The organism is Paenibacillus nicotianae (genome assembly GCF_042681745.1).
In the GTDB taxonomy this organism is placed as follows: Bacteria; Bacillota; Bacilli; order Paenibacillales; family Paenibacillaceae; genus Saccharibacillus; species Saccharibacillus nicotianae.
Map to the genome: position 1 here is coordinate 2,536,021 of NZ_JBHUGF010000010.1, position 23,575 is coordinate 2,559,595.

The 23,575-nt window shown below is 38.9% G+C and carries 20 protein-coding genes; 5 read left to right on the plus strand and 15 right to left on the minus strand.

What is annotated here, in order from left to right; translation table 11 throughout:
- Positions 1-163: 163 nt before the first annotated feature.
- Positions 164-1,258 carry a 3-isopropylmalate dehydrogenase gene (gene leuB, locus ACFSGI_RS15315; RefSeq protein ID WP_204825092.1) on the minus strand — a complete coding sequence of 365 codons (1,095 nt, stop codon included), beginning with the start codon at positions 1,256-1,258 and terminating at the stop codon, positions 164-166.
- Positions 1,259-1,634: 376 nt separating this feature from the next.
- Between leuB and ACFSGI_RS15320 the strand changes: the two genes are divergently transcribed.
- Complete coding sequence (locus ACFSGI_RS15320; RefSeq protein ID WP_204825093.1) at positions 1,635-2,615, plus strand: aldo/keto reductase; 981 nt, start codon at positions 1,635-1,637, stop codon at positions 2,613-2,615.
- A gap of 234 nt (positions 2,616-2,849) precedes the next feature.
- Here ACFSGI_RS15320 and ACFSGI_RS15325 read toward each other — a convergent pair whose 3' ends face one another.
- The 13 genes from ACFSGI_RS15325 to ACFSGI_RS15385 form a co-directional block, all read right to left on the minus strand.
- Complete coding sequence (locus tag ACFSGI_RS15325; RefSeq protein WP_204825094.1) at positions 2,850-3,929, minus strand: hypothetical protein; 1,080 nt, start codon at positions 3,927-3,929, stop codon at positions 2,850-2,852.
- A 208-nt stretch (positions 3,930-4,137) separates the two neighbouring features.
- The gene (locus ACFSGI_RS15330) at positions 4,138-5,682 is read right to left on the minus strand and encodes a 2-isopropylmalate synthase (protein WP_204825673.1); all 1,545 of its coding nucleotides are present in this window, start codon (positions 5,680-5,682) and stop codon (positions 4,138-4,140) included.
- A 199-nt stretch (positions 5,683-5,881) separates the two neighbouring features.
- On the minus strand, positions 5,882-6,874 hold the full coding sequence (gene ilvC / locus ACFSGI_RS15335; RefSeq protein WP_204825095.1) for a ketol-acid reductoisomerase: 993 nt from the start codon (positions 6,872-6,874) through the stop codon (positions 5,882-5,884).
- A gap of 207 nt (positions 6,875-7,081) precedes the next feature.
- Entirely contained in the window at positions 7,082-7,570 is a 489-nt protein-coding gene (gene ilvN / locus ACFSGI_RS15340) for an acetolactate synthase small subunit (RefSeq protein ID WP_069327256.1), read from the minus strand.
- Positions 7,567-9,315, minus strand: a complete 1,749-nt coding sequence (gene ilvB, locus ACFSGI_RS15345; RefSeq protein ID WP_204825096.1) for a biosynthetic-type acetolactate synthase large subunit — start codon at positions 9,313-9,315, stop codon at positions 7,567-7,569. Before ilvB ends, ilvN begins: the two co-directional genes overlap by 4 nt.
- Before the next feature lie 971 nt (positions 9,316-10,286).
- On the minus strand, positions 10,287-11,249 hold the full coding sequence (locus ACFSGI_RS15350; protein WP_204825097.1) for an ABC transporter permease: 963 nt from the start codon (positions 11,247-11,249) through the stop codon (positions 10,287-10,289).
- Positions 11,249-12,328: an ABC transporter permease gene (locus ACFSGI_RS15355; protein ID WP_204825098.1), complete on the minus strand. Its 1,080-nt coding sequence runs from the start codon at positions 12,326-12,328 to the stop codon at positions 11,249-11,251. Before ACFSGI_RS15355 ends, ACFSGI_RS15350 begins: the two co-directional genes overlap by 1 nt.
- Positions 12,321-13,859, minus strand: a complete 1,539-nt coding sequence (locus ACFSGI_RS15360) for an ABC transporter ATP-binding protein (RefSeq protein ID WP_204825099.1) — start codon at positions 13,857-13,859, stop codon at positions 12,321-12,323. The genes ACFSGI_RS15355 and ACFSGI_RS15360 overlap by 8 nt, the downstream gene beginning before the upstream one ends.
- Before the next feature lie 188 nt (positions 13,860-14,047).
- Positions 14,048-15,085, minus strand: coding sequence for a BMP family lipoprotein (locus ACFSGI_RS15365; protein WP_204825100.1), 1,038 nt, complete (start codon positions 15,083-15,085; stop codon positions 14,048-14,050).
- Between the two features lie 408 nt (positions 15,086-15,493).
- A complete protein-coding gene (gene rplT / locus ACFSGI_RS15370) occupies positions 15,494-15,853 on the minus strand; it encodes a 50S ribosomal protein L20 (RefSeq protein ID WP_204825101.1) in 360 nt (119 codons plus the stop codon).
- A gap of 27 nt (positions 15,854-15,880) precedes the next feature.
- Complete coding sequence (gene rpmI, locus ACFSGI_RS15375; protein ID WP_204825102.1) at positions 15,881-16,081, minus strand: 50S ribosomal protein L35; 201 nt, start codon at positions 16,079-16,081, stop codon at positions 15,881-15,883.
- Positions 16,082-16,096: 15 nt separating this feature from the next.
- Entirely contained in the window at positions 16,097-16,591 is a 495-nt protein-coding gene (gene infC / locus ACFSGI_RS15380) for a translation initiation factor IF-3 (RefSeq protein ID WP_204825674.1), read from the minus strand.
- A gap of 505 nt (positions 16,592-17,096) precedes the next feature.
- Positions 17,097-18,335: a glycosyltransferase family 2 protein gene (locus tag ACFSGI_RS15385; protein ID WP_204825675.1), complete on the minus strand. Its 1,239-nt coding sequence runs from the start codon at positions 18,333-18,335 to the stop codon at positions 17,097-17,099.
- Positions 18,336-19,042: 707 nt separating this feature from the next.
- Here ACFSGI_RS15385 and ACFSGI_RS15390 point away from each other — a divergent pair.
- Both ACFSGI_RS15390 and ACFSGI_RS15395 read left to right on the plus strand, forming a co-directional pair.
- A complete protein-coding gene (locus ACFSGI_RS15390) occupies positions 19,043-19,570 on the plus strand; it encodes a phosphatase PAP2 family protein (RefSeq protein WP_204825103.1) in 528 nt (175 codons plus the stop codon).
- 118 nt (positions 19,571-19,688) lie between these two features.
- Positions 19,689-20,822, plus strand: a complete 1,134-nt coding sequence (locus tag ACFSGI_RS15395; protein WP_204825104.1) for an MGDG synthase family glycosyltransferase — start codon at positions 19,689-19,691, stop codon at positions 20,820-20,822.
- Positions 20,823-20,858: 36 nt separating this feature from the next.
- On the opposite strand, the gene trmB is transcribed toward ACFSGI_RS15395, so the two are convergent.
- Positions 20,859-21,566 carry a tRNA (guanosine(46)-N7)-methyltransferase TrmB gene (gene trmB, locus ACFSGI_RS15400; protein WP_204825105.1) on the minus strand — a complete coding sequence of 236 codons (708 nt, stop codon included), beginning with the start codon at positions 21,564-21,566 and terminating at the stop codon, positions 20,859-20,861.
- A gap of 453 nt (positions 21,567-22,019) precedes the next feature.
- Here trmB and mnmL point away from each other — a divergent pair, with 453 nt between their 5' ends.
- Together mnmL and mnmM are read left to right on the plus strand one after the other, a co-directional pair.
- On the plus strand, positions 22,020-22,976 hold the full coding sequence (mnmL, locus tag ACFSGI_RS15405; RefSeq protein WP_204825106.1) for a tRNA modification radical SAM protein MnmL/YtqA: 957 nt from the start codon (positions 22,020-22,022) through the stop codon (positions 22,974-22,976).
- 1 nt (position 22,977) lies between these two features.
- Positions 22,978-23,574, plus strand: a complete 597-nt coding sequence (gene mnmM, locus ACFSGI_RS15410; protein WP_204825107.1) for a tRNA 5-(aminomethyl)-2-thiouridylate-methyltransferase MnmM — start codon at positions 22,978-22,980, stop codon at positions 23,572-23,574.
- Position 23,575 lies beyond the last annotated feature (1 nt).

Below are 23,575 nucleotides of genomic sequence, written 5' to 3' on the forward strand. Positions count from 1 at the left end.
CCAAATCAAAGTCAAGATTAGAAGAGATACTTTATTATAATAATTCTAAATAAGGATTTTTCGGTACAATTTAACGTCCGCTAGCTCTAGTAAAGAGAGCTAATGTCACATTTTGATCACAAATAAAAACAATTTCTAAGATCAAAAGTGATAGATATACTGATTATGCTTTTTGCATAGCGGCTACGATCAAATCACCCATTTGTGAAGTGGATAATGCCTGACTCTTATCTACAGCAATATCGGCTGTACGATGACCTTCATCTAATACTTTGGCAACAGCCGCTTCAATAGCATCGGCTGCTTCTGCGTAATTGAATGTTAGACGGAACATTAATGCTACAGACAAAATAGTCGCAATCGGATTCGCTAATCCTTGTCCTGCAATATCAGGCGCTGATCCGTGTACTGGCTCATACAATCCAAAGCTACCTGCATCGGTACTATCTCCCATAGACGCAGAAGCTAACATTCCGATCGATCCTGTCAACATAGCTGCTTCATCACTCAAAATATCGCCAAACATATTTTCAGTCACGATCACGTCAAAGCTAGATGGACGACGAAGTAATTGCATCGCACAGTTATCAACCAATACATGCTCTAGTTCTACATCTGGATAATCAGGAGCGATCCGGTTCACTGTTTCGCGCCATAGACGAGACGTTTCAAGTACATTCGCTTTATCTACAGAAGCTAATTTTTTACGACGCTTTTGAGCAATTTCAAAAGCTTGACGAGTGATACGTTCAATCTCAGTCACATTGTATACACAAGTGTCTACAGCTTCTTCTCCATGCTCGCCTTGTCTTCTTAATTTTTCACCGAAATAAATACCGCCTGTCAATTCACGGACTACCATTAAGTCGGTTCCTTCAAGCACTTCTGGTTTTAGTGTAGACGCTTCTTTCAAGCAATCGAATACAACGGCTGGACGCAAATTAGAAAATAGCCCTAATGCTTTGCGAATTCCGAGTAGACCTGTTTCTGGACGTAATTCTTTAGAGTTGTTATCCCATTTGGGTCCACCTACAGCTCCCAGTAATACAGCATCTGCGCTTTTACACACATCTAATGTTTCTTGAGGAAGCGGTGTTCCTTTTTCGTCTATAGCAATCCCACCAAATAGCGCATGTTCCGTTTCAAAAGAATAACCATATAATTCTTCTGCTTTTTTTAATACTTTTTCAGCTTCTGCTACAACTTCTGGTCCGATACCGTCACCGGCAATTACTGCGATTTTTTTTACGTCTGTCATATTAGAAGTCTCCTTTTATGTTGAGTTCGTTCATTTCACCTATACACAGTTTTATCATACATGTCAGGTCTTATCCAAGATATACAAACTATGACCTTCATAGGCAAATCCTATAAGCTTCTTTTGATAGATAGATTAAGCAATTTAGATCATTCCTTTTATAGATACAACAGATTATTTAATTAGAAATTTATCGCCTTTGCAAGTTATAATGATTTCACTTTCCACTTCCGTATTATTATATGATATAGCAACATAGGAGTTTGTTCCAAATTATGGATAAAGAAGTTTGCTGTTCACAGATACAAGGTCTAGAATAATATAGAGTGCATTTAGACATGCTATTCAATATTTTAAAAACAGAGGAGTGCATATTATGGATTATTCATATCTTGGTAAGTCAGGGTTAAAGGTCAGCCGTATTTGTTTGGGCACGATGAATTTTGGACCTGTTACAGATGAGAAAGAATCATTCCGCATTATGGACGCTGCTCTTGATGCAGGGATCAATTTTTTTGATACTGCAAATGTATACGGATTTAAAGTAGGTGTTGGAACAACTGAAGAGATTATCGGACGTTGGTTCAAACAAGGCGGTAACCGTCGTGAAAAAGTGGTGTTAGCGACTAAAGTATATGGAACGATGCACAAAGACTTAGATGGGCCGAATAGCGATGGTGGATTATCTGCTTACAAAATTCGTCGTCACCTTGAAGGTTCTCTCAAACGCTTACAAACAGATCATGTTGAATTGTATCAAATGCATCATATCGATACGAATGTAAGTTGGGATGAATTATGGGGTGCTTTTGAAGTCGCTGTTCAACAAGGTAAAATTGGTTATGTCGGTTCAAGTAACTTTGCTGCATGGCATATCGCTATCGCTCAAAAAGCTGCTGAAAACCGTAATTTCTTAGGTCTGATTTCAGAACAGCACAAATATAGTCTGTTATGCCGTCAACCTGAATTGGAAGTTCTCCCTGCTGCTCATGCACTTGGATTAGGTGTTATTCCATGGAGTCCATTAGATGGTGGATTGCTTGGACGTAATGCACTCAAAAAAATCGAAGGTTCACGTAGTGGTGGCGATGCTAATCGAGTAGATCAACATAAAGAACAACTAGAACAATACGCTGAATTGTGTAATGAACTAGGTGAACCTCAAGATGTTGTTGCTCTGGCATGGGTACTTGCTAATCCGGCTGTGACTGCTCCAATTATTGGACCACGTACAGCAGAACAATTTGAAAGTTCTTTACGTATTATCGATGTGAAGCTAGATGAAGCTACTATGACTCGTCTGGATGAAATATTCCCAGGTCCTGGTGGAGCTGCTCCTAAAGCTTACGCTTGGTAAATAGTACATTGTTTTCTTTATCTATAAGCATTCTGTTTTCTATACATGAATAATCATTAGAAAAAGCTCTTCTACTTGTCTGCAAAGACAAAAGAAGAGCTTTTTTATTGTTGCTAGATCATTGCTAGATTGTGATTATATTATTGCTGTAGTATAGCTATTTTATTGCTATCTAGATTCTTTCTATCTAATTATTTGCTAGTATCACTTTACTATTTTTTAACGCTTATATGCTTAAAGAGTTTCTACCAAAATACCTAATGGTGTAGAAGAAGCACCTGCAATCATCAAAGCAAACGTATATTTACTATTTCCCGGTGTCGCATTAACGGTATACACCGGACATGCTTGAGTGTTGGTACGCATCAATGGAACTCCATACGTCTGCCCATCTTTGCGAACAGCTCCACCATAACTACCACCGCGTGGATTCAGCGAAATTTTGATCGTACGTGTCTGTGAAGAGGGGTTATTAACCGGAACAGTAACATTGTAGACTGCTCCAAATTGAGCACGATTATCTAAAGAACTGGGTAGTTCACTATTTGCTGCTGTAAATAATTGATCGGCTGGCAATGATCCATCTTTTTTTGTTTTTGTAGCTGTTGGATAAATAACACGAGCTGATCCTACTGTATAAACAGGAGTGATCGCATTAGTCTCCGAAAAGTTCCAACTGCCACGTGGATGAGCTTGTGGTGCAGGTGGCAACGGAGCTGATTTGATCAACGTAAGATCATATGCGGTATCACGTGAAGCGACCGTACGTACTTCATAACTAATCTGTCCGCTATCTGTACTTTCTACTGTAAAGTCATACATAAATCCAAGCAATTTACCCGGTGGTACAATAAAACTCTCGATCAAGCCAGATTGTAACTGTTTGATTAAAGGATTTTCGGCTGTACGTTGATCAGCTGTTCCTCCTAAAGTAGCTCTGGAAATACAAGTACCAATATCGTTAATCCAGTTCACATCATCTCCACCGATTCGATACTCACGATTCACCGATGTAATGCGAAGAGCACCATGATTCGCTTTATTTTCAAGCGTAATTCCGACTTTTACCGGATCTTTCAGCACATTATAATGCCATGCAAAAATACGGTGTTGGACTGTTTTGTTATTGGTCTGTACCACATCATGCCATAATGTACCATGACGTACAGGAAAATTAGCTTCATTCAACGTTTCAGGATTATCACTTACCATTAAGCGCCGGGTGCCACCTTTGGTAGCTGAAGCGATATCGTACTGAACAATTCCTGTAGTGTCTACAACTTCGATAGGTAAGTCTTTACCTTGACAGGTCATACTGTATTCCTCCTCGAATTTGATATGATTTTGTTCTAGACGACTGACTACACTTCTACTTCTACTTCTACTTCTACTTCTACTTCTACTTCTACTAAATAAATAACCACACTGCCATTACAACAGTGTGGTTAAAAGGTCTTACATTATATAAAGTAAAAAATAACGAGCTATTTACAACCTAAATCTTTATTTTTTTAAAATATTTTTAGATCATCGAAATATTATCGCGTCTACCGTACGTTTTACGCTTTTCGACCAGACGATTCAATGAATCGACATACGCACGAGCACTCGCTTCTAGAATATCTGTACTTACCCCGCGGCCTTGTGCAGTAATACCATCTTGCGTTAAAGCAACATGTACTTCACCAAGTGCATCTTTACCCTGTGTTACTCCTTTAATCGAGTAATCGGCTAGTTTTACTTCTTCTTGTGACGCTTTATCGATAGCATTGTAAATGGAGTCAACAGAACCGTTACCACTAGATTCTTCTTCACGTACTTCTCCATCCGCTGTCGACAAACGAATCTTCGCTGTTGGAGAACCTTCACTATCAAAAGAAACAAACAGTGAATCCAATTGGAACAATTCAGGCGCATCTGCAAGACGCTCTTCTAGCAACGCGAACAGATCATCATCCGAAATTTCTTTTTTCTTATCAGCCAAAATTTTAAATTTAGCAAAAGCTTCGTTTAATGCTTCTTCTGTCAAATCATAACCTAGTTCGATCAAATGCTCACGGAACGCATGACGACCCGAGTGTTTACCCATCACAAGTTTGGTCGCTTTAAAGCCTATCGTTTCTGGGCTCATAATTTCATAAGTGGTTTTTTCTTTCAACATACCATCCTGGTGAATACCGGATTCATGTGCAAACGCATTAGCTCCAACAATCGCTTTGTTACCCGGGACGACCATACCTGTTAATTTGCTGACCAAGCGGCTAGTACGTGCGATTTCAGACAGAGTCAGGCTTGTTTTGGCACCAAAGAAATCTTGACGCGTTTCCAAAGCCATCGCTACTTCTTCCAACGATGTATTACCGGCACGTTCGCCGATCCCATTGATCGTACCTTCGATCTGATCTGCACCGTTCAAAATTGCAGCCAGTGCATTCGCTGTTGCCATTCCTAGATCATCATGACAGTGAGCGCTCAATTGTACTTTTTCAATATTAGGTACATTTTCTTTTAGGTGTTTGAAAATATTACCGTATTCATAAGGAGTCAAAAAGCCTACCGTATCAGGAATATTCACGACATAAGCGCCTTCTTCTACAGCCATCGTAACCATTTCAACCATGAAGTCGTATTCAGTACGTCCTGCATCTTCTAATGAAAATTCTACTTTGTCAAAATACTGACGGGCATAACGAATCGCGGAACGTGCTGTATCTTTAACCTGTTCTTTTTCCATACGAAGCTTATATTGACGGTGAATCGGTGAAGTCGCCAAGAACAGATGTAGGCACGGATCTTGCGCACCTTTCAGTGCCTCGCGTACCGCATCGATATCTTGTTCTCTAGCTCGCGCCAGACCAATAATACTAGCATTTTTGACTGCACGTGCTACAGCATTAACCGCTGCCAAGTCACCAGGTGATGCTGCCGGGAATCCAGCTTCTATCCGATCAACACCCAATTTTTCGAGTTGATAAGCAATCTCTACTTTCTCGCGAGTATTCAAATTCACTCCCGGCGATTGTTCTCCATCTCTCAATGTGGTATCAAAAATATAAATTTTGCGCATCATCGCACCTCCTTGTTTTTTTGAAAAAAATACCGGTATGCAGTAAGGCTGATATATTCCTATTCCTTACTACATACCGGTCTTAGCTATACTTTCGTTTATTGCACCATACTTTTACTATCCCTATATAGCTGAGACTCTTACTATCAAGCTATTTTTTCTGACTTCATTTATATTAGGATAGATATTTTAAATCTTTTTATTTTTTGATCCAGTGCATCATACCGCGAAGTTCTTTACCTACTACTTCTAGTTGGTGCTCGGATTCGTTACGACGAGTTGCTGTCAAGAATGCACGACCGGATTGGTTTTCAAGCATAAAGTCACGAGCGAATTTACCTTGTTGGATATCAGACAATACTTCTTTCATTGCTTTTTTCGTATCTTCAGTAACGATACGAGGACCTGTTACATAGTCGCCATATTCTGCTGTGTTACTGATCGAATCGCGCATTGTAGATAGTCCTCCTTCATACATCAAGTCAACGATCAATTTCAATTCGTGTAGACACTCGAAGTATGCCATTTCAGGAGCATAACCAGCTTCTGTCAATGTTTCAAATCCAGCTTTAACTAGCGCACTTACACCACCACATAGTACTGCTTGCTCACCGAACAAATCAGTTTCTGTTTCTTCGCGGAATGATGTTTCGATAACACCGGCACGTGTACAACCGATTCCTTTAGCATAAGCTAAACCGATTTCTTTCGCAGAACCTGTAGCATCTTGATGAATCGCGATTAGGCCTGGTACACCGAATCCTTCTTCATATGTACGACGTACCATGTGTCCTGGAGATTTAGGAGCGATAAGCAATACATCATTACCTTCTGGAGCTACGATTTGTCCAAAGTGAACATTGAATCCATGAGCGAATAGCAAAGCAGCATCCGGTTTCAAGTTAGCTTCGATATCGCTTTTGTATACACTTGCTTGTGTTTCATCAGGCATCAAAATTTGTACAAGGTCTGCACGTTTAGTTGCTTCTGCTACAGATAGTACTTCAAAACCATCATTTTTTGCTTTGTCAAAAGATTTACCTTCACGAAGTCCGATAACTACAGATAGTCCGCTATCACGCAAGTTTTGTGCATGAGCATGTCCTTGACTTCCGTAACCGATAATTGCGATCGTTTTACCTTTTAATACGTTCAATTCTGCATCATTTTCATAGTAAGTAGTTATAGCCATTTTTTATTCCTCCTCTAATGTATGAAGCTTGTTCTCGGTATACACCGGTAATCATAATACGCAACCCTCTGACAAGAGCGGGTATTTCAAAAGACAACATGATATAGAAGAAACTTAGTTCATCTGCAAATTAAACCTCAATACGATAGAGATGAAGTTATACTGTTATCTTTTCAAATTACCCGCTCTTGCCTTATCCATAATCTTTTATACGTTACCGCGTATCATCGCTGTCGCGCCTGTGCGGGAAAGTTCACGTATACCATAAGGCTTCAATAATTCAAGCATAGCATCTATTTTGTGAGTATCTCCTACGACTTGAACCATTAGGCTATTAGGGCCGATATCGACAACAGATGCGCGGAATGTTTCTACTACTCCCATAATTTCTGGACGTTCAGCCGGCTCTGATTTTACTTTGATCAATGCCAATTCACGCGTAACCATAGGCTTAGAGCTTAGATCGATAACTTTGATAACATCGATAATTTTGTATAATTGTTTTTCGATCTGTTCTAACGTTTTCTCGCCGCCTGTCGTCACAATAACCATTCGCGACAATCCTACTTCTTCCGATTGACCTACTGTAATACTTTCGATATTGAATCCCCGACGGCCAAAGAGTCCTGAGACTCTTTGAAGAACGCCGGGCTGATCATTTACCAAAACTGCGATAGTATGCTTCATGATATTCATTCTTCATCCCCCATTAACATTTGATCAATGGTAGATCCCTGAGTAACCATTGGATACACATTCTCGTGTTTGTTAACAACAAACTCGACAACGACTGGTCCTGGTGTATCCATCGCTTCTTTCCAAGCGGCTTGTGCTTCTTCTTTATTGGTAGCACGTAGACCTTTAACACCATAGGCTTCTGCTAATTTTACAAAATCAGGGCTTCCTGCAAGATCGATATGACTGTACCGATTATCATAGATCAACTCTTGCCACTGACGAACCATTCCCAATACCTGATTGTTCAAAATAACAATTTTGACAGGAATATTATTGATGGCGCAAATCGCTAGTTCTTGTGAACACATTTGCATACCGCCATCGCCGTTAATCGAAATAACAAGACGTTCTGGATTAGCCATCTGTGCACCAATAGCAGAAGGGAAACCAAAGCCCATTGTTCCTAGTCCACCTGAAGTTACCCATGAACGAGGTTGATTAAAGCGATAATACTGTGCAGACCACATTTGATGCTGTCCTACATCGGTTGTTACGATCGCTTCACCATTGGTTGTATCATTAAGCATTTCTACCACCCATTGTGGCTTCAATACTTCATCTGAATCATCATAGCGGAACGGTTTTTCTTGTTTCCAGTCTGCTACTTTAGCACGCCATGCATCTGCTTTTGTCGCATAAGGTACATTGACATTTAGCATTTCCAGTACCGTTTTTACATCGCCTACGATAGGAATATCTACCGCTACATTTTTACCGATTTCAGCAGGATCAATATCGATATGAACGATTTTGGCATGTGGTGCGAAGCCATCTAACTTACCAGTTACCCGATCATCAAATCGTGCTCCGATATTGATAAGTAAATCTGATTGTTGAATCGCATTATTCGCTGTATACGTTCCATGCATCCCCGGCATACCGATCCATAGATCATTACCACTCGGGAATCCGCCAAGACCTAATAAAGTTGTTGTAATCGGAATACCAGCAGAAGTAACAAACTTGAATAGTTCTTCATGACCTCCAGAGTATACGACTCCACCACCTGCAAGGATCAATGGACGTTCTGCTTCAGCAATCGCTTGATGTAATTTATCTAATTGTAGTCTGTTAGGTGTCACTGTTGGATTGTAACCACGCATTGCTACAGGTTCTGTATGTGGTTTGAATAATGCTTTTGCTGCCGATACGTCTTTGGGAATATCGATCAATACTGGGCCTTTCCGACCTGTATTGGCAATATGGAATGCTTCATGAATCACTCTTGGCAAATCTTCTACATCACGTACCAGATAACTATGCTTGGTGATTGGCATTGTGATACCGGTAATATCTGCTTCTTGGAAAGCATCGGTTCCGATCAATGTTGTTGCTACGTTCCCGGTGATTACAACCAATGGAGTTGAATCCATATAAGCTGTTGCAATTCCTGTTACCAGATTGGTTGCTCCTGGTCCCGAAGTAGCGATACATACGCCAACTTTACCACTAGCACGAGCATAACCGTCTGCTGCATGAATAGCACCTTGTTCATGACGTGTTAGCAAATGTTTGAAATCTTCAAATCCATGCATCGCATCATAAATATATAATACAGCTCCACCCGGATAGCCAAAGACACAATCTACACCTTCCAGTAGTAAGCTACGAAGTAACATCTCCGAACCTGTAATCACTTCTGGTTTCATCCATTTCTCACGCAATTCATCTGTTGATTGTACATTAGGTATATTCGTACTCATAAGTCATCCTCCTCCCAAAAATTCACATCAATCTTACATTGGCAAATGAACAAAATCCTTTTATCCAGCTTAGGATATACAATACAGATCTTCTGTTATAACTGGAAGAAAGACATCAAAAAAGCCTTTCGCCGCCTCAAACAGAAAAATCTGTTATTGAGGGACGAAAGGCTAAGCTTCCGTGGTACCACCCATATTTGCGCACAGCTTCACAGCATAAGTACGCCTCATAAAGTAAAGTAGATTAAGACTTTACTTGTTGTCTGTAACGTAGACCTTACGATTTTCCCTAATAATCATACGAGAAAGATACAAATCGATACGATTTATAACGATTGCATATGCCTTTCAGGAAAACAGCTCCGAGGTGAGCTCGTATATAAGGGATTCTGATGAAGCTTACACCAAATGCTTCACTCTCTGGACAAAAGAGCCCTTAAAACTTCGTCCTCTTCATAGCCGATACATAATATTCAATGATTACTGCCGCTTACGCTTGTCAGCGACTCAAATGATTTAGGAATATTATATGATTCATTTTCGATAGAGTCAATACTTCTTTTTTGTCATTCTTTACAATCTTATTTTGGCATATCATTTGTTACATACTTAAAAAAAGTAATCAAACCAAGCTTTAGCACACATATCTATTATATATTATACCAAGTAAATAAGTATGTATTTTGTCTCCTATGCACAATCTTTCTAAATAGCATAAAAGAAATCTTTGTTTAACAAGCACTAAAAGTTGGAAAAAATGCTAGCTCACTTGTTTCTTTACACTAAATAAAATATTTACTCTTTTTACTTTTTATTCCTATAAAAATTATATCATATCTACAGGAAGTATACCTTTTTAGTACCAAATTGATTTTATATTTCTGCTTATATAGATAAAAAAAGTCGAAGTTCGGAAAAATCCAAACTTCGACTTTAGTTCATTATTTACAAAGATAGCTCACTTATCTCTATTAACGTTTACTTGGATCATAAGGTTGTCCTAGTGCAGAAGGTGCGCTTGAACGTCCTACTGCTGCAACCAATACAATAATTGTTAATACGTATGGCAACATATAAATCACTTCTTGCGGAATACTTTGTGTCCAAGCAAATAGCTGTACATAGTTACGTACTGCTTGAGCAAGACCGAAGAATACAGCCGCTCCAAATGCTCCCCACGGATTCCATTTACCAAAGATCATCGCCGCAATCGCAATATAACCTTGACCTGAGATCGTATTATGTGAAAATGTTCCTGTTGTTGTCAGTGTTATTGTTGCTCCACCGATACCAGCAAGTGCTCCACTCAACATAACTCCGATATAACGTAACCGATTGACTTTGATCCCTACCGTATCTGCTGCACTTGGATGTTCCCCAACAGAACGTAGACGTAGACCAAATGGTGTTTTGTACAATACATAATAAGTAACGATCACAGCTAATACAGCTAAATACGTTGTAGGATAAGCATGGAAAAAGACATCACCGATCAATGGAATTGTAGACAAATAAGGAATATTCACTTTATCAAATCCAGAGATCAATCCTGTTTCACCTGCACCATCAAATAACAATTTAACCATGTACAATGTACTACCAGCAGCCAGGAAGTTAATAACAATACCACTGATAACCTGATCTGCTTTGAACGTAATCGAAGCTACAGCATGAATTAAAGAAACCAACACTCCAAATACGATCGCTGCTAATACACCGATACAAGCTGCACCAAAGCCACTTAATCCTGCATCTTGAGCATAAAATCCTGCTACGCCTGCTGCAAATGCACCAAAAATCATTAAACCTTCTAACCCTAGATTAGTAACCCCAGATTTTTCTGAGAAAATACCGCCTAAAGATGTAAAGATAAGTGCTGTAGCAAAGACTAGCGTCGTATTAATTAGCTGTCCAATAATAGTCAACACGTCCATTACAACACCTTCTCTTTCTTACGTTTAGCATAAAAAGGTTTTAACACCCAACGTACAATGCCTTGCGCTGCAATAAAGAATATAATTGCTCCGATAACAATCCGTACAATCTCCGGTGGAACATCAGCACTAAAGCTCATGCCTGCTGAACCATATGTTAATGTACCGAATAGAATCGAACCTAAAATAATACCAAATGGATTATTTAGACCAATCAAAGCTACAGCAATTCCATCAAATCCAGTTCCTGGCGAACTTGCCATAACCGATTGATATTGGAATACACCTAATACTTCAAAAGATCCTGCAAGACCTGCAAACATACCACTGATAAACATTGCTTTGACAATATTGCGATTCACGTTCATCCCTGCATATTTGGAAGCATCTTGGTTGAAACCAACAGCACGAAGCTCGTACCCTTGTTTTGTTTTCCACATAAATACATAGAAGAATACAGCCGCAGCCAAAGCAATTGCGGTTCCCCAGTGTACACGAGCATTACCCATCATTTCAGATAACCACATGATTGCAATCGATGCACTTGGTTGAATATCTTCTGAACGGTTTTGACCTTGTAATAGCATAAAGTGATTAATCACAAAGTTAGCTAGATACAGACCGATCCAGTTCAACATAATACAGGAGATAACTTCATTAACTCCTCGAACAGCTTTGAGGAAACCAGCGATAGCCGCCCATAATCCTCCAAACACAGCTCCTGCAATAATAGCAAGTGGTGCATGGATATAAGCTGGTAGACCATGAAGGTTAACAGCAACGACTGTAGCAGCCGTCATCCCAATTAGAAATTGTCCTTCGCCACCGATATTAAATAGCCCTGCGCGTGCTGCAAATGCAAACGCCATACCTGTCATAATTAAAGGCGTCATTTCACGAATAGCTTCACCGAAATCATACGGATCACCATAGACACGAGTTAACAATGCAGAGTACGCATCAATCGGATTGTATCCGCCAATCAGCATTACGATAGCACCTAGAATCAGACCCATAATAATAGCGACAATTGGCAACACAAACGAATCTTTAGTAATCGCTTTGAGAATATTATTCATGTGCTGCACCTCTCTTCGCGGTGCTTCCTGCCATCATCAAGCCTAATTCCTGATCATTGGTTTTCTCTGGTAGCACTTCGCCTACAATTTGTCCTTCATAAATAACAGCGATGCGATCAGATACGTTGATAATTTCATCCAGTTCAAATGAAATCAATAATACTGCTTTTCCTTGATCACGCTGTGCAATCAATTGTTGTTGAACAAATTCAATCGCACCAACATCCAGACCACGAGTAGGCTGAGCAGCAATCATTAATGTAGGATTTTTATCGATCTCACGCGCTATAATCGCTTTCTGCTGATTACCACCAGATAGTGAACGCGCATGTGTACCAATACTCGGTGTACGCACATCAAAGCGCTCAACAAGGCGTGTAGCATGCTTATCAATCGCATCAAAATTCAAAAATCCGCCTTTATTAAACGGAGGTTTATAGTACGTTTCCAGTACCATATTTTCGCTCACTGAAAAGTCGAGTACTAGACCATGCTTGTGACGATCTTCCGGGATATGAGATACACCGGATTCTGTAATTTTACGTGGAGACAAATTAGTGATATCTTTCCCCAGCAATTTCACAGTACCGCCATCAACATGACGCAGACCGGTTAACGCTTCAATCAATTCACTTTGACCATTACCATCAACACCGGCAATACCCAGAATTTCTCCTGCTCGCACTTGTAAATTCAATCCTTGTAGAATAGCCGCGCCTTCTTTGTTGTTAGAAATGATATTTTCCATTTGCAATACAACAGCACCCGGTTCAGCAGGTTTTTTATCTACTTTGAAAGTAACGTTACGACCGACCATTTTTTCAGCCAATTCTTGTGGTGTCGTTTCTGACTTTTTGACAGTATCGATTACCTTACCACGACGAATAATTGTTACATTGTCAGCAATTTGCATAATTTCTTTTAACTTATGTGTAATCAAAATAATAGATTTTCCTTCAGCAACAAGACGCTTCATAATCTCCATTAATTCTGAAATTTCTTGCGGAGTCAATACTGCTGTCGGTTCATCAAAAATCAAAATTTCCGCTCCACGATATAATGTTTTCAGTATTTCTACCCGTTGCTGCATACCTACTGAAATATCATGAATTTTGGCATTTGGATTGACTTGTAGACCATATTGCTCTGAAAGCTGACGAATCTCTTCGGTCGCTTTTTTATAATTGATTCGGGTTCCCTTTTTCGGTTCTGAACCCAGAATGATATTCTCAGTAACTGTAAATGGTTGAACGAGTTTGAAGTGCTGATGCACCATACCAATCCCGAGCTCAATCGCTCTGTTAGGACTGTCAATGATCACAGGTTCTCCATTAACTTCGATACTACCTTCTTCAGGCTGATACAAACCAAACACAATATTCATCAATGTTGATTTACCTGCACCATTTTCACCTAAAAGAGCATGAATTTCTCCCTTGTGCAGCTTAAAACTAATAGAATCATTGGCAATAATACCAGGAAAGACTTTTGTAATTTGTTTCAACTCTACCACAGGGGTTGCTGCACCCATGAGATCACCCTTATAAGCGTATTGATTGGTACAGACAGCAGAACTGTCTATAACCGAAAGCTAATTTTTCCAAACGACAATCAACATTATACAGAGCCTTCCGGCTGTAAACGTGACAACAAGGCTAGTGTCTATAAACCAGCCTTGTTGTTGTTTTTATTTGAAAAGCATAGTAATGATCAAAAGAATTATTCGCTAGGAACTTTCAATTCGCCACTAACAATTTTAGCTTTGTAATCATCAACCAGTTTGATTACATCAGCAGGAACATTTTTGGAAGAAGTATCTGCTAAGCCTACGCCATCCTCTTTAAGTCCCAATACTTCTGTACCACCAGCAAATGTACCATCTACTACTTCTTTAGATACTTTTTCTACCGCAACGTCTACACGTTTAACCATAGAAGTCAAAGTCACTTTATCACCAAATTCTAGTGATTGGTCTTTATCTACACCGATAACCCATACTTGTTGACCAGAGTTAGAACGGGAAGCTGCTTCGTTAAATACACCTGTACCTGTACCACCAGCAGCATGGAAAATGATATCCGCGCCATCGTTGTACATTGTAGCTGCTGCTGCTTTACCTAGATCAGGCTTATCAAATGCACCTGTATAGTTTACAAGCAATTCAGCATCAGGGTTTACTGCTTTGATACCTGCTTTAAAACCAACTTCGAATTTTTTGATCAATGGGCTATCTACACCACCGACAAATCCGATTTTGTTGGATTTTGTCATTTTACCTGCTACTACACCTACTAAGAAGGAACCTTCATTTTCAGAGAACGTTACAGATTTAACGTTAGGAGCATCTACTACACTATCAATGATAGCTAATTTTGCATTTGGATTTTGTTTAGCAACAGTAGCAATACCATCTGCTAAGCTAAAACCAATACCCCAAGTTAAGTTGTAATCACCTTTTACAAATTGATTCAAGTTAGGAATATAATCCTGATCGGATTTACTTTGCAGATATTTAACTTCTGCTCCGCTGTCTTTTTGTACTTTTTCAAGAGCTTCCCAAGCAGATTGGTTAAATGATTTATCATTTACTCCACCTACGTCAGTTACCATACCAATTTTAACATCGCTTTTTGCTGCTCCGCCTGTAGCATCGCCACTCCCTGCGTTGTCAGTACTGTTGCTTTTGTTCCCACAAGCTGCTAGTACCAATGAAAATGCTAGCAACATAATGAGTGAAAGTTTGTACGCCTTCTTCATGAATCTTTTTCCCCCTTAGAAGTATAAGCTATGATCTGCTGCCTCTCTGTCTGGATACGAACATTTTTACCCTTATCGAGCTCAATATTCGTTATAGGTGCAGATTTAACAGTCGATGAACAAATTATACAATCAAGTGGTAAGAAAATCTACTATTTAAATTACTATCGGTCAATTAATTTACGATTTTATTTTCTGTAAGCGCTTTATTATGTAAGAAAATACTAATTAATGTTAAACTCATGTAATATTAGTGTTCATACTCTTTACACATTTTACGTTTTAATGCGCTAAATCGCGATTTTCATGTTATGTTTTATTACTATGTATTTTTTTAACTTGAATTTGCGTATAAAAAGAGCCACCGGATCATCCGACGGCTCTTTATGCAACTCATAAGAATAAATCTTATGCGTTAATTTTTTCTTTAGCTACATTAGCCAATGAGTTAAACGCGTTAACATCATTTACAGCCAATTCAGCTAGCATTTTACGGTTGATATCAACGCCAGCCAATTTAAGACCGTGCATCAATTTGTTGTAAGACAATCCGTTAATGCGTGCTGCTGCGTTAATACGAACGATCCACAATCTGCGGAAGTTACGTTTTGTTTGACGACGGTCACGGTAAGCATACACCAAAGATTTGTTAACTTGCTCTTTTGCTGTTTTAAAAATACGGTGTTTCGAACCGAAGTAACCTTTTGCTAATTTAAGAATTTTCTTATGTCTGCGACGTGTGACGAATCCGCCCTTCACTCTTGCCATATCAGTAAACCTCCCAGTAAATTAAAATTATTTAAGATTAGATAATTGTTGTTTCAAACGTTTAACATCACCGCTAGACATCAACGGGCTTGTTCCCAAAACGCGTTTTTGACGTTTGGATTTGTGAGAAAGCAAGTGGTTTTTGAACGCTTTATAGCGTTTTACTTTACCTGTTCCTGTAATTTTGAAGCGTCCTTTTAAACTACTATGAGTTTTCATTTTCGGCATTTTAATATCCCCCTTTTAATTTTTCGGCGCCAAGATCATGATCATGCTGCGGCCTTCCAATTTTGGTTGGCGCTCTATTGTACAAAGTTCTTCAACTTCAACTTTTACACGATCCAATATTTTTTGACCAATACTTGCATGTGTAATTTCGCGACCGCGGAAGCGGACCGAGCATTTCACTTTGTCGCCATCTTTTAAAAATTTAACAACATTGCGGAGTTTAGTTTGATAATCATGCTCCTCAATGTTAGCACGGAACCATACTTCTTTAAGATCAACGATCTTTTGGTTTTTGCGTGCTTCTTTCTCTTTCTTCTGTTGCTCATAGCGGAATTTACCATAGTCCATAATGCGACATACAGGTGGTTTCGCTTGTGGAGCTACATTTACAAGATCCATGTTCAAATCGATTGCCATCTGCAATGCTTCACGAGTAGGCGTGATTCCGATCTGTTCACCTTCAGCACCAACCAGGCGTACTTCTTTAACCCGGATTTCGTCATTGATCATATGTTCTTTACTAATAACTTTCCACCTCCATATTATGATCGTACAACTATAATAAATATAGAAATCAAAAAGGGATGCAGGTCTAGTCACCTGCATCCCTTGATCAGCTAATATCCATAACAAGACTATTGCTCGTTATTACAATCAGATCAATGAACCAGCCGACTACTATCGGGCAGGTGAGAAGCAAAGCTTCTACTTTGTATATCTCAATCACGTACTAAAATAGTATACCATATAGTTTTGATATATACAACACTTTATTAATATTAAATTTTTTTTTATATAGATACCATTATGTAATATTGTATAGTGACTGGTTTGATCATATATCTATACTCCTTTTCTTTATACTTCTTTATATCTATTCATGTATCTTACTTTTATATTAGATGCCGCTGTATATCCTATATTTCTTAAATATAGTGAAATAAAAAAACCTGTACAACAGATAGACTGTTGTACAGGTTTTTTATTAGAGACATCTGTGTAGCTTTAAGTTAGATTAACCTTGTTTGCTTTGTACTTCTTCCAAACGTACAACACGCGTATGTTGAGTATGACTCCATTGCTTGTTGTTTTGTGTGAAGAACGCATAAAACGTAATTGGCCACCAGGATAGACCGTAGATTGGGAACAATAGCAAGTATAGATATACTTTCCATGAGTTTACTTTCTCTAATGCCATAGCAAGAATAAAAGTAACAACATTGGCACCAATTGCTGTAATAGCTACCCACATTGGCAGGTAATTATAGATTGTAGCGATATGTGGTCCACCTAGAATAGCGGTATCGATCCACATTGCAGCAGTCATTAAGAATGTAACTAAAACAATATATACGTTGACACTATACAATGCCAAGTCGAATTTGATAATGCTCATTTCTTTTACACTTTTCCATAGTAGCGGGAAGAAATAACGACGAGCTACTGTAAAGTGACCTTGCATCCAACGCAAACGCTGACGAGAAGAAGCTTTGAATGTTAAAGGTTTTTCGTCAAATACTTTTGCATCATAACTAAAGCGCGGGTAAATTCCTTTTTCTGCACAACGCATTGTAAATTCTAAATCTTCTACAAGACTGGTTGCGCCCCATCCGATTTCTTTCAATAGTTCATTTTCAAAACACATACCTGTACCACCAAGGAAGTTCGCCATATTCAAATTATGACGGGACAATTGCCATAGACGGTTGATGTACCAATAAGATACGCCATAAGCAGCAGTGATCCAAGAATCTTCTGGATTCTTTGTATCGATATAACCTTGAATAACGCGTGCACCTTCACACATATCGTTGTTCATCTCTTGCAAGAATCTGTGATCAGCCAAGTTGTCGGCATCAAACATTACGATACCATCGTACTGACGAGGCATACTCCACAATTCTCTTAGCATCCATTCGATCGCGTATCCTTTACCGCGTTCTGCTGGGTTAGTACGTACACAAGCATTCATACCATGACTACGTACGATATCTGCTGTACCATCTGTACAGTTATCACAGATAACAAACACATCATAGAGTTCAGCCGGATAATCCATATTTTTTAGATTTTCCATCAATGCTCCAATAACGGTCTCTTCATTGTGCGCTGCAACTAGAACAGCAAATGATTTCTGTGGAGCATGATCTGGTCTTCTTTTCCTTTTAATAATTCCGAATAGCGAGAATGAAAACTGATATACACCGATAACTGCCAGAATAACCTGGAGCACGATAAATATAGCATCAATAATGTTTCCCATAATAACTGTGAACCTCCTTAAATTTTAAAACCCCAATATAACAAATTCACTCTTTTTCTCTAGATCACTAATTTCAAGACGTCACATTTTAAATTTAATTTTTAGCATGAGTCGCTTTAAAACTTTTCACCCCAGATGATTATACTATGACGAACATTAAAGTTATGTTACAAAACGATTACAAGCGACATTAAGATTTTGCACATTTTTTATGGATTTGTCAAAATTACAAAAGAGGGTATACGGTTAAAAACCATGGAATTACGACGAGTTATATGCAATAAATGTTACAGAACAAGGTTTAACGCCATTTTATGCCTATTTATGTTCTATTTGCTTATTTTTATTGCTAATGGTGTTTGATTTGTATGAGGATAAGTAATGAAGCTATATAATGACTTATGAAGTAGTGGGTGTATTTCTTTGAATTTTTAAACGTATTTATTTGAGTTGAACCATCTTATTGATAACGATTTACATATTAGTGAAGGTGTATGTGAATGACTTCTGCCATTCTCGGGTAAGGGTAATAAGAAATACTTTTGGATTATTTTGCAATTCAGGTTTAAACTATTGGATAACTTACAAAAGTTGTATCTATTTTAACACTCTGTTAACGTTATAAAGCTTGAAAAGCGTACTGAATAAAAATATGATGAATATAAGCCGAAAATTGGCAATTAATACGGGGGTCTCTCATGCGTCATTTTCTTATTCGCCTACAAACGATGGAGCAACACATTTTTAGATGGTTTAACTCAAGGCTCCATAATAAGTTCCTAAATTTATTTTTTTACTACTTAACTAATTTAGGTGGAGCTACGTTTACGATTATAGCGACTTTGGCAGTATGGCAATTAGCGCCATTACCTTGGAGCCGCGCAGGTCTCCAAGCTGCTGTAGCACTAGTAATAAGCCATGTGCCTGTAGCTATTGTTAAAAAGCTATACCCGCGTATTCGTCCATACTTAGCTATCCCTGAAACGATTACGTTCCGCAATCCTTTGACAGATCATTCATTTCCGTCAGGACATACTACAGCGATCTTTTCTGTTACTGTTCCATTTATGCTGACAGATCCACTCATGATTCTGTTACTGTTACCATTCGCACTGATTGTTGCTGTATCACGTATGTACTTGGGATTACATTATCCTTCAGATGTACTGGTCGGAGCTGCAATCGGAACATCGGTAGCGATGGGTACATTTGCATTATGGCCATAAAAAAGCTATTCTAGCAATATTACCGGATTGTTACAGTAGTGTTACAGAGAAGGCTGAATACTTATCCTTCCTCTACTCCATTTTTTAGAGAATACCTTGCAGAAAAGGTGAATTGGACGTGTCAAAATATAGAGTGCTGCTTTTGTCGGAAGGTTTTGGTTCTGGTCACACACAGGCTGCTTATGCTTTAGCGAGTAGCTTACGCAAAATCTCGCCGAATATTCAGACTAAGGTACTGGAACTCGGTAGTTTCCTTAATCCTAAAGTGGCTCCATTGATCCTAACCGCATACAAAAAAACGGTCATCTCGCAACCAAGACTTGTGCGTATGATGTATCGTAGCCAATACAAAAAGTCGATCAATCGGCTAGCTACACTAGCTTTGCATCGTCTTTTCTATACACATACTAATAATGTTGTTCGTCAGTTAAAGCCCGATGTGATTGTGTGTACGCATCCGATTCCGGGAGCAGTGATTTCACGACTGAAGAGACTAGGGCTGCGTACACCATTATGTATGGTGATTACAGATTACGATGCTCACGGAACATGGGTAAGTCCAGAAGTGAACCGTTATCTGGTATCAACACCTGATGTACGTTCCAAATTAATTCAGCGTGGTGTGCCTATTCAGAAAATCGAGGTTTCTGGTATTCCTGTTCATCCTAAGTTCTGGGAACATACAGGAAAAGTCGAATTTCAACAGAAGTTTGGACTTAAAAATATGCCGACCGTGCTAGTCATGAGCGGTGGCTGGGGATTAATGAGCGATGATGTGGTAAATGCGTATCTAACCAGTTATAGCGATAAGATACAATTTATTTTTTGTTTTGGTAATAACGAAAAAGCTTATCGCAAAGCAGAGCAGAATATGAACTTTAATCATCCGAATATTCATTTGATTCGATATACAAATGAAATCGATCAATTGATGGAAGTGTCTGATCTTCTTGTAACCAAGCCGGGAGGAATGACATGTACCGAAGGATTAGCCAAAGCGATTCCGATGTTATTTTACAACCCGTTACCAGGACAAGAAGAAAAAAATTCGCAATATTTTACACAACAAGGTTGGGGCGAACCGATCACTTCGATTGATGTGGTTACCGAATGGATGGAATTGTTAATTCATGATTATGATGCTGTAGTAAAACAACGTCAGCAAAATATAGCTCAGATTGATCGTTACAATCCAACCCAAAGTGCTCATAGTATTGCTGAGATGGTAGAACAAAGCAAGGTCTTATCCTAATATGACGGATAAGACCTTGCTTTTTTGATATATCAATTAATATTTATCCAGACGCATCGCTTGATATTCCCGCAATACATCTTCACCGATCAATACTTCGCAACGATGAATATTCATGCCTTTACCCATAAACTTCGCTTCATATTCTGTCATGACATGTTCTTCGTTAATACCGTCACGATGCAGATTCAAGCTAATATTCGTCATTTGTAGACCATAATCCGCAAATGAATTTAGTGAAAATTCGAATAACGTTTCGGAATCTGTTTTGAAATGAATTTCGCCACGACTATTTAACAACTTACAATACATTTCTAAAAAACGTGGATGTGTTAAGCGGCGACGACCGTGTTTCTTTTTCGGCCAAGGATCACTAAAATTAAGATAGATTCGCTCAATCTCACCTGGAGCAAATACATCTTCGATTTTTTCGATATTGGCGCGGGCTAGCTGGATTGTAGTTGGTTCTCCACGCTCTGCTTCTTCCCATGCAATTCTTGTTTTCTCACTAGCACGACGTACCAATTCATCATACATATCGAAGCCGATATAATTGACATTTGGATGCTTGACGCTCATTTGACTGACAAATCTTCCTTTGCCCATACCAAATTCAACATGAATCGGCAGATCATTATCAAAGCGCTCTTGCCATTTTCCTTTATATTGTTCAGGATTCAGCACGACCAAATCTTCCTGCTGCTCCAATCCTTCACGTATTCCTTTTCTACCTCGTAAACGCATGTCGTTCCTCCGATTTCAATGGTGTATATAGTGACCTACTACTAAGGCATTATTGTGACGAAGAAATGAGCAAATGTAAAGCATTTATCTGCGCACAGGAAAAAAGGATCTCCCTTCTCTGCAAGCAGATCAGAAAATCCTTTTCTCTATATTTGGAATTGGGGTCCAACAAATTTAGCAATCATAGTCTACCATTTTTCTTTATAAAATTAAATGGGTTTCGTGATAAACTATCAAAAAATTAAGCTTTTAAGACGTTTCTACCTTTGATTACCCCCTTTTTGTAGAAATGAAGCGAACCTTAGTTTTAAATCATTTATTTTGCAAATAATATTTTGAACTTCGTCACCTGTTGCTATCTTTTAAATCCAGATGTTTGTTACAATATAACCTGATTAGACAGAGAGAACGCATGTTAAATACGTCATGAACAATGATCGAAGGAGCTTCACTATGCTTACAACTCAAGATACAACGACTCCTCTATTATGGAGTGATAAAAGGTTTCATACATGGAATACAGAGATGCGTGAACAATTTGGAAATAAAGTATTCAAAGTAACGTTAGATGCTGGATTTACCTGTCCGAATCGTGATGGTTCTATCGCTAAAGGCGGTTGTACTTTTTGCAGTGCTCGTGGTTCAGGAGATTTTGCAGGTAGTCGTCGTGACGATCTAGTGACTCAATTTAATCAGATTCGTGATCGTCAGCATCAGAAATGGCCTCATGCGCAGTATATCGGTTATTTTCAAGCGTATACGAATACGTATGCTCCTGTAGAACAATTACGTGAATATTTTGAAATTATTTTGCAGCAACCGGGCGTAGTCGGATTATCAATAGCGACTCGTCCTGATTGTCTACCTGACGATGTAGTCGATTATTTGGCTGAACTGAATGAACGTACTTATCTGTGGGTTGAAATGGGTCTACAAACGATCCATGAGTCTACTTCCGAGCTGATTAATCGTGCTCATGATAGTCAGTGTTATGAAGAAGCTGTTGCTAAATTGCGTGCTCGTGGTATTCGCGTATGTGCTCATATTATTTATGGATTACCTCAAGAAACACATGAAATGATGTTAGATACAGGTCGCGCTGTAGCTCAGATGGATGTACAAGGAATCAAAATCCACCTTCTTCATCTGATGCGCAAAACACCGATGGTCAAACAGTATGAAGCCGGATTATTGCGGTTTCTTGAAAAAGATGAATATATCAAATTGATTGTAGATACGCTTGAAATTTTGCCACCTGATATGATTGTTCATCGTCTTACAGGAGATGCACCTCGTGATCTATTAATTGGACCTATGTGGAGTCTACGCAAATGGGAAGTACTTAACGGAATTGATGATGAATTGAAGCAACGGGATACATGGCAAAGCAAATATTGGAGAGCACGTTAATATGGGATTTTTGTCTGTTTTGAGTTATGCACACAAATTAGTAGCAGAACGTCTGGACGCTCATACCGGTTATGCTATAGATGCAACTGCTGGTACAGGTGTAGATACCCTAATGCTTGCTAAGACCGTAGGTAGAAAAGGTCAGGTATTTAGCTTCGATATTCAGCAAGACGCTCTTGATCGTACACAGGCGCGTTTAGATAAGGAACAAGATACTTCGCTTGCGCCTGTACAATTGATTCTGGATAGTCATGCTACAATGAACCAGTATATTCCTGATCATTTACATGGTAAAATCCAAGTGATCATGTTCAATCTAGGTTATCTTCCTTCAGGAGATTTGAGTATTATTACAGAACCTGATTCAACATTGACTGCTTTGATATCTGCTTTTGATCTTTTAGCTATTCGTGGGATATTGACGATTGTTCTGTATCCCGGTCATCCCGGTGGATCTGAGGAAGCAGAAGCGGTACAAGCCTGGGCTTCTACTCTACCTGTCGCTGTAGCTCAATCGATTATTTACCGTCAATTGCAACGACAAGATGCACCTTATCTGATAGCGATTGAGAAAAAGAATCATCAACACCATGAATAAG